Origin of the sequence: Moorena sp. SIO2C4 (assembly GCF_010672485.1) — a bacterium.
Classification (GTDB): domain Bacteria; phylum Cyanobacteriota; class Cyanobacteriia; order Cyanobacteriales; family Coleofasciculaceae; genus Moorena; species Moorena producens.
This window is the reverse complement of record NZ_JAAHGN010000375.1, coordinates 1-6621: the sequence shown is the minus strand read 5'-3', so window position 1 is coordinate 6621 and position 6621 is coordinate 1. Positions and strand designations below refer to the sequence as shown.

Genomic DNA, 6621 nt, shown 5'->3' with positions numbered 1-6621 from the left:
GCTTACCCAAGACTGGACTCCAAACCCGCTTATGGTGTAGAGTCAGAAGCTATACCCTACAAGTATAGTTATTGCGTAAGTCCTGTAGGGAATTTGGAATAGGAAATAGGGAATAGGGAAAAAATCCTGTGTAGTTAATCAATATCACAACTGCTAAGCACCTAAACAAAATTAATTACCTACTCTGGATCTCTGTAACCCTTACATTGCATGGCTTTGATTTTCGGTAAATGTGCAATTAATTTTGTGCACCTGCTTATATAGGTTTTTCTGGTTTATTATAACATCACGACATGTTCATTGCTATCTTATTTTCCTGTGGAATTATCTCAAATAACTACCTTAATTGAATAGATGTACAGTTGAACATCAAATTAGGGACAATAGTTTATTTTCGGATTTGACTAAGAAACTTAAAAAAAATTCTTGATTTATGACCTTAGTTTGATCACACTACACTATATAGCAATCCTAAATCATTTGTAAAATCACTGAAATTTTTAAAAACTCGATCCTTTTCCCTTACATTCTGCCATCTGCCTCCTGCCTCCTGCCTCCTGCCTCCTGCCTCCTGCCTCCTGCCTCCTGCCTTAAAGCAGCCCATTTCTTTCACGAATCAGATCGGATTGCAATATATTGTGTCTTGCGGAAAGTACTGTATGAGTTAAATGCTATAAAAATTAATAAAATATTAATCAAATTTAAATAAATAATTATAAAAATTATTATAAAAAGGATATTCTTAGAATGTTAAGATCGCGTTGAAATAAGCTTCGAGGGTTTGCTGTGAGCAGTTCAGTTACTTTAGAGCTTCAACCTATTCTGCCCCAGATAGCCGATAACAATCGTTTAAGACTATTTTCTGGTTCGGCAAATGTTTCCCTTTCTCAGGAAGTGGCACGCTATCTAGGCATCGACTTGGGACCGATGGTACGGAAACGATTTGCTGATGGGGAGCTCTATGTCCAAATTCAAGAATCCATCAGGGGGTGTGATGTTTACCTGATTCAACCGACTTGCTATCCGGTGAATGATTACCTGATGGAGTTACTCATTATGATCGATGCTTGCCGTCGAGCCTCAGCACGGCAAGTTACTGCTGTGATTCCTTACTATGGTTATGCTCGAGCAGACCGTAAAACGGCGGGGCGTGAGTCCATTACAGCGAAACTGGTGGCTAACCTGATTACTGAAGCTGGTGCTAATCGGATTTTGGCAATGGATTTGCACTCCGCTCAAATTCAAGGTTATTTCGATATCCCCTGCGACCATGTCTACGGTTTACCAGTATTACGACAATACCTGGCTTCTAAGGAACTAACCGATCTGGTAGTAGTTTCGCCGGACGTTGGTGGTGTGGCTAGAGCCAGAGCGTTTGCCAAAAAGCTATATGATGCCCCCCTTGCCATTATCGACAAGCGCAGGCAAGCTCACAATATCGCTCAAGTCATGAATGTGATTGGGGATGTGAAGGGTAAAACTGCGGTGTTGGTGGATGATATGATTGACACTGCTGGCACGATTTGTGAAGCGGCCAAAGTACTGCGTCAAGAGGGTGCTCGTCAAGTCTACGCTTGTGCAACCCATGCCGTGTTTTCGCCACCATCTGTAGAGCGCCTCTCTAGTGGGGTGTTTGAAGAAGTAATTGTTACCAATACTATTCCACTTCCGGAAGCGAAACAGTTTCCACAGTTGACAGTGCTTTCAGTGGCTAACTTATTGGGTGAAACCATCTGGCGTATTCATGAAGACTCTTCTGTCAGCAGTATGTTTCGTTGAAAATCCCCCCTGCTCCCGGGGGGATTTTAATTTTAAAAAGTTGTATTGAGTGTTGAGTGTTGACTAGATACAAGCAATGGTTAACAGTCAACCAATAACGCAACTGGGTATCAGCCAAGATTAAATTGGCCACTAAAAATTATTCGTTTGGATAGGAGGTGGAGAGAAACGGGAGATAGGGAGATAGCGGTGCTGAACGCGCACCGTGGGGTAATTTTTATTAATAAAAATGGGAACCGTGGCGAATTTAATTCTTAATGGATCAAGCGCACCTTAGGTATTTTTAACCTAAAAAAAACTCTCCCCAGCACCCCACCTCCCTTTTAACCCATTGACATACCTGCCCACTAAGGGGGTGATTATAAACGGTTTTCAGGTGTTATGAATTGAGATTCAAATCGTGAAAACCCCTTGAATAAAAGCTTTCAGGTTTATTTTTTGATTATGAGTTTTAAGGTTTATTTATCCCCACCTAAATGATATTATTATATATAAATTCAAAGAGGCATGATTTTTATGGGAAAACAAGAATCTTCTGATTTGGTGTCTGTGGACAATACATACACAGAACTCGCCAAGTATTATGATAACTTGATGACATCTGGCTATTATGACCATAAGGGTTATGCCACATCATTGCAGAAAATTTTGGGTGAAAGAAGAAAAATTCTGGATATGGGGGTGGGAAGCGGCTTATTAACGGAGCAGATGTTGTTATTGGAGAATTATAATATTACAGGTATTGATTTCTCGCCTGCGATGCTTACACAAGCAGAAAAAAGACTCAAGGATAATTCGGTGAGGCTCGTATGTGCAAGTATTGAAGATTATGAAACCAGCGAGACTTTTGAGGCTGTTATTTCGACTGGGGGAGTTTTCTGTTTCTCCTACAGAGAGCAAGAACAACAATATCGGCTGTATAGTTATTGCCCTAACAAAGATGTGCAGATGAAATCCCTGAAAAAACTGTATGATATTTTAGATAAGGATGGTATTTTATGTATGTCGATTCAAGGGGATCATACCAATTCTGAAATGCCAATCAAAGATGGGATCGTGTATACGCAAAAAACCGACTTTGGAGAACAATCATTACAGAAGACTTATACATTTTCAGCAAATGGCAAGATCCTTTCTCAACAACAAATGCGATTAATATTTTTCGATGAAAAAGAGTATCTTAGCTTGTTCGAAACCGCAGGGTTTTCCTTGGTTGGGCAAGAGCGGACGCAAAAATTCTGCATTTTTCGGAAAAACGAATTGAAAAAAGGGTAATAATTCAGGTGAGGGCCGGTTGAAAAAATCTTGAAATACGCTATTCTGACGGCATGAGCTTAAAACCGAAACCCGAAAAACTATAAAAACTAAAGCTATCAGCTATCAGCTAAGTGCGTTTGTATTTGAGATGTAAACCTGTATGGTCTTTTTTTTGGCAATAAAACTGAGAAGATATTTCCCCTCTTGGCTTTTACCTGCCCCCCTTCCGAGCCAGGGTTTAGGGGAGATTCCTTTGGCATTTTTTGGTAATTCGTGTGTTTACAATCGAGCTCCAAACGCTATATATTCTATTAATATAGCTTAACACCAATATCATTAATCTAGAATTGCCAAAAGAATAAGAAAAGGTAGTGTTTTTTGTTTGGTCTCCCTAACCCTACCTATTATAGGTGGGGTTAGGGAGAGATTTTGTTCAATTTGCCACAGTAAATTATTCGTTGCTCCTGTAGGGACTAACGTCTAACTCGCCATTATTTTTAAAGACTACTCGGAAATGAGCAAGGGGCTTCTGGGGTACTAACCCAGTCCCTTCGCTACCAATTCCAGCTGCTGCTGGCTTCATTAGGCGTTCTAAAGGAGTTTCTTGGGAGTAATCCCAAGACTCTTTATCAATTGCTTCATAATCAGCAATGATACCCTCTTCAGTCACAGCTACTCGATAAGTTAAATCTTGAGGATAGCTGGAGGTTTTATTCCAACTGTCACGAATTGGCTGAGACACTTTGTCTTTCAAATCATTAATGACAGCGATGTCAGTAATTTCTGGACCTAGGGTAATCTTACCCATATAACCATCCCAAGGACTGATTTCGAGAATCCCTTCGTTTTCCCCTGGTTTAAATAACACCTGGAACTGAGCAATAGGTTCTTGGGTAGCAATATTGTCTGTAGTCTTGGTGTAGAGCAATTCAGGCAGGGGGGTTTGCTCTGCCCCATCCAAGGGTGTGCCATTAACGGGTTTGTAGCCTAAAATCGCACCATCTCTGCCAACACTAACCTGGTATTTTAAATTCCCAGCAAACTGTTGCCGGTTCCCCCAAGCTCGAAAAATTCGCTTTTGCAGGCTTCTTTGTATATAGCGCAACTCTGTGGGATCAGTAATTTCTGGTGCAGTTGTGAGCACTTTTTCTAGCTCGTCGATGGAGAGTGGTGTTCCCTTTGGTGTTGGTGTTGGTGTTGCCTGAGGGTCACTCTCCCCAGTTGGGGTGGTGGTTTCATTAGTATTTTCCCCTGTTCGGGAAGGTTCGGGTTCCCGTACTTCTGGAATCGGTACAAAGAAAAATGCGATCGCAGCTAGAGCCAAACTTGCCATTCCCAGTGCAGCAGGTCCAGTACGCTCGGTTACTGGTTTTTCAGCTTGGCGATAGTGCTTAGAAACAGGCTGCAACGAAACACTAATATCTGGTAGGGTTCGTCCATCAGCCAAAAACTGGTCAATCGCCTCCACCAAGTCAAACAACTGCACTGTGTTCAAATCTACATGGAGAGGTTTGCCTGAGTTAGTCATTGCTCCTGACTCAGCAGTATCTAGCAGTATCAGTCGATGCAAATTCTTGTCCTCGACTTTCTGCAGATGCACCTTAGCTGGTTTCTCAGCATGGGGTTGGGGGTGAGGCACTTTAGACAAAAATTCCTGAGCATAGCGGCTTACACTATTTACCAAGTCCTCAAAAAAATCCCGCCCACCGCTGAGGGGTTTGTCCATAGCCCCTACATAGCATTCCGCATTACTTAGAGTTGTCAGCAATGGTCGGGCATCTGGCTGTAACCCATCCCCTGTGGTACTATTACTCCAACCCTCCAGGATTAGGGTACAGTTGGGAAGACTGTACTGGCGTCGAATTGTCATCGGCTGTTCCTGCTGAAAAATCCCCTTCAACCTCTTAGACTAGCATTGAGGGAATGGGTAATTGGTAATGGATAATGGGTAATCGATAATGGATAATTGATAATTGATAATGGGTAATTTGTCAATCAGCTGACTATACTTGATACTTGATGGCATGGCTATAGTCAGAAACGCCAACATTCAAGGCAATTCCCCATCAAACAGACTAGTCCATAATCTTTGCCTTCCAGAAGTGCCTGTACAGAACAGAAGCTGACTCAATAGAGAAATTGCGAGTTCATTCAACTTTTCTTGAGAGTTATAGGCAGCCACTTTAGAGCGACGGGGATTCATCCGGCTGCGAAAATGAGCCTGGAACCTTTCCAAATACTTAGATAAGCGAAAATGTTGTTCTAGAGGCACCTGCTTTTCCAGTAGTTGTTGATAAGCCGTCAACAACTGCCTAATCAGAACCGTCATTCGCCGTGCCATATGACTAGCAATCACCACTAAAGCCTTAGCTTCCTCTGGAGTTAGAGGACGTCGTGTGTAAGAGCGCCGCCAGGGATTGGTAGAGCGCATACGCCACAGGACAACACGATTTTTAATAATGTCCTGAAGTTCCAGCTCTCTAGCCGCCAATAGCATCGCCTCAGAACCTCCCAGTTCGAGAGCTTCAATGGCTAGTAAAATTAGGTCAATATGCAGCCGAGTTCGTGGTGGACAGCCCTGAGCTGGAATCCTGAAATCAGGTAGGCTATCTAAAATTATTGGCTTTGACTGGGAAGCAGGACTATTGGTCAGCATTACGGTCCGTCGAAAGATTCACTCTAATAGCGCTTATCCTACAGCGAAAACCTTTTGAATAGATTTGTTCCAAGGAATCACACAAGGTTCAGCTTTCTAGTGTACGCTTTTACAGAAAGGGAATGGCAAGCTATAGTTTGAGTCAAACCCCATTGATAACTAAGTTCACCTACTGATGGATTTAAAATCTCTGATTCGCGATATCCCTGACTTTCCCAAACCAGGGATTGTATTTCGGGATATCACTACCCTCCTGAGCAATCCAGAAGGACTACGCTACACTATCGATACCTTAGCTCAAAAATTTCAGGAAGCAGGAGTAAGGGCTGATTATGTCGTGGGTATGGAGTCTCGTGGTTTTATATTTGGACCACCTATAGCTTACCAACTCGGGGCTGGGTTTGTCCCAGTGCGCAAACCGGGTAAACTACCAGCAGCGGTATACTCGGCTGAGTATGACCTAGAATACGGCACAGACAAGTTGGAAGTCCATCAAGATGCTTTCACACCTAACTCCCAGGTTGTGATTATCGATGATTTAATTGCTACTGGAGGAACAGCAGCAGCTACAGTCAACCTGGTAGAACAAGCAGGCGGTCAAGTGGTAGCTCTTGGCTTTATCATCGAATTACGGGATTTAGGTGGACGTCAGCAACTGCCTGATGTACCAGTTATAACCCTGGTTGACTATTAGTTATTAGTTATTAGTTATTAGTCATTGGTCAAAAGAAAGTTTCCAATTAATAAAGGACTTTCAAGGAATGACAATTTTTGAATTCAAAATGACGTAAGCATTCAGCTATCAGCTATCAGCTATCAGCTATCAGCTATCAGCTATCAGCTATCAGCTATCAGCTATCAGCTATCAGCAATAGGCCAACGGCTGACGGCTGACGGCTGACGGCTGACGGCTGAATGCTTACAAAATG

The 6621-nt window shown here is 42.5% G+C and carries 5 protein-coding genes; 3 read left to right on the top strand and 2 right to left on the bottom strand.

The features are described from left to right. Positions 1–786 precede the first annotated feature (786 nt). Entirely contained in the window at positions 787–1779 is a 993-nt protein-coding gene (locus F6K20_RS19350) for a ribose-phosphate pyrophosphokinase (protein ID WP_008186946.1), read from the top strand. 516 nt (positions 1780–2295) lie between these two features. Continuing rightward, positions 2296–3054, top strand: a complete 759-nt coding sequence (locus F6K20_RS19345; protein WP_287295689.1) for a class I SAM-dependent methyltransferase — start codon at positions 2296–2298, stop codon at positions 3052–3054. 433 nt (positions 3055–3487) lie between these two features. Here F6K20_RS19345 and F6K20_RS19340 read toward each other — a convergent pair whose 3' ends face one another. Together F6K20_RS19340 and F6K20_RS19335 are read right to left on the bottom strand one after the other, a co-directional pair. Continuing rightward, the gene (locus F6K20_RS19340) at positions 3488–4906 is read right to left on the bottom strand and encodes a DUF4335 domain-containing protein (protein WP_044493961.1); all 1419 of its coding nucleotides are present in this window, start codon (positions 4904–4906) and stop codon (positions 3488–3490) included. 180 nt (positions 4907–5086) lie between these two features. After that, complete coding sequence (locus tag F6K20_RS19335) at positions 5087–5692, bottom strand: DUF3038 domain-containing protein (RefSeq protein ID WP_008186940.1); 606 nt, start codon at positions 5690–5692, stop codon at positions 5087–5089. Between the two features lie 175 nt (positions 5693–5867). Between F6K20_RS19335 and F6K20_RS19330 the strand changes: the two genes are divergently transcribed. Continuing rightward, positions 5868–6386, top strand: a complete 519-nt coding sequence (locus F6K20_RS19330) for an adenine phosphoribosyltransferase (RefSeq protein WP_008186938.1) — start codon at positions 5868–5870, stop codon at positions 6384–6386. Positions 6387–6621 lie beyond the last annotated feature (235 nt).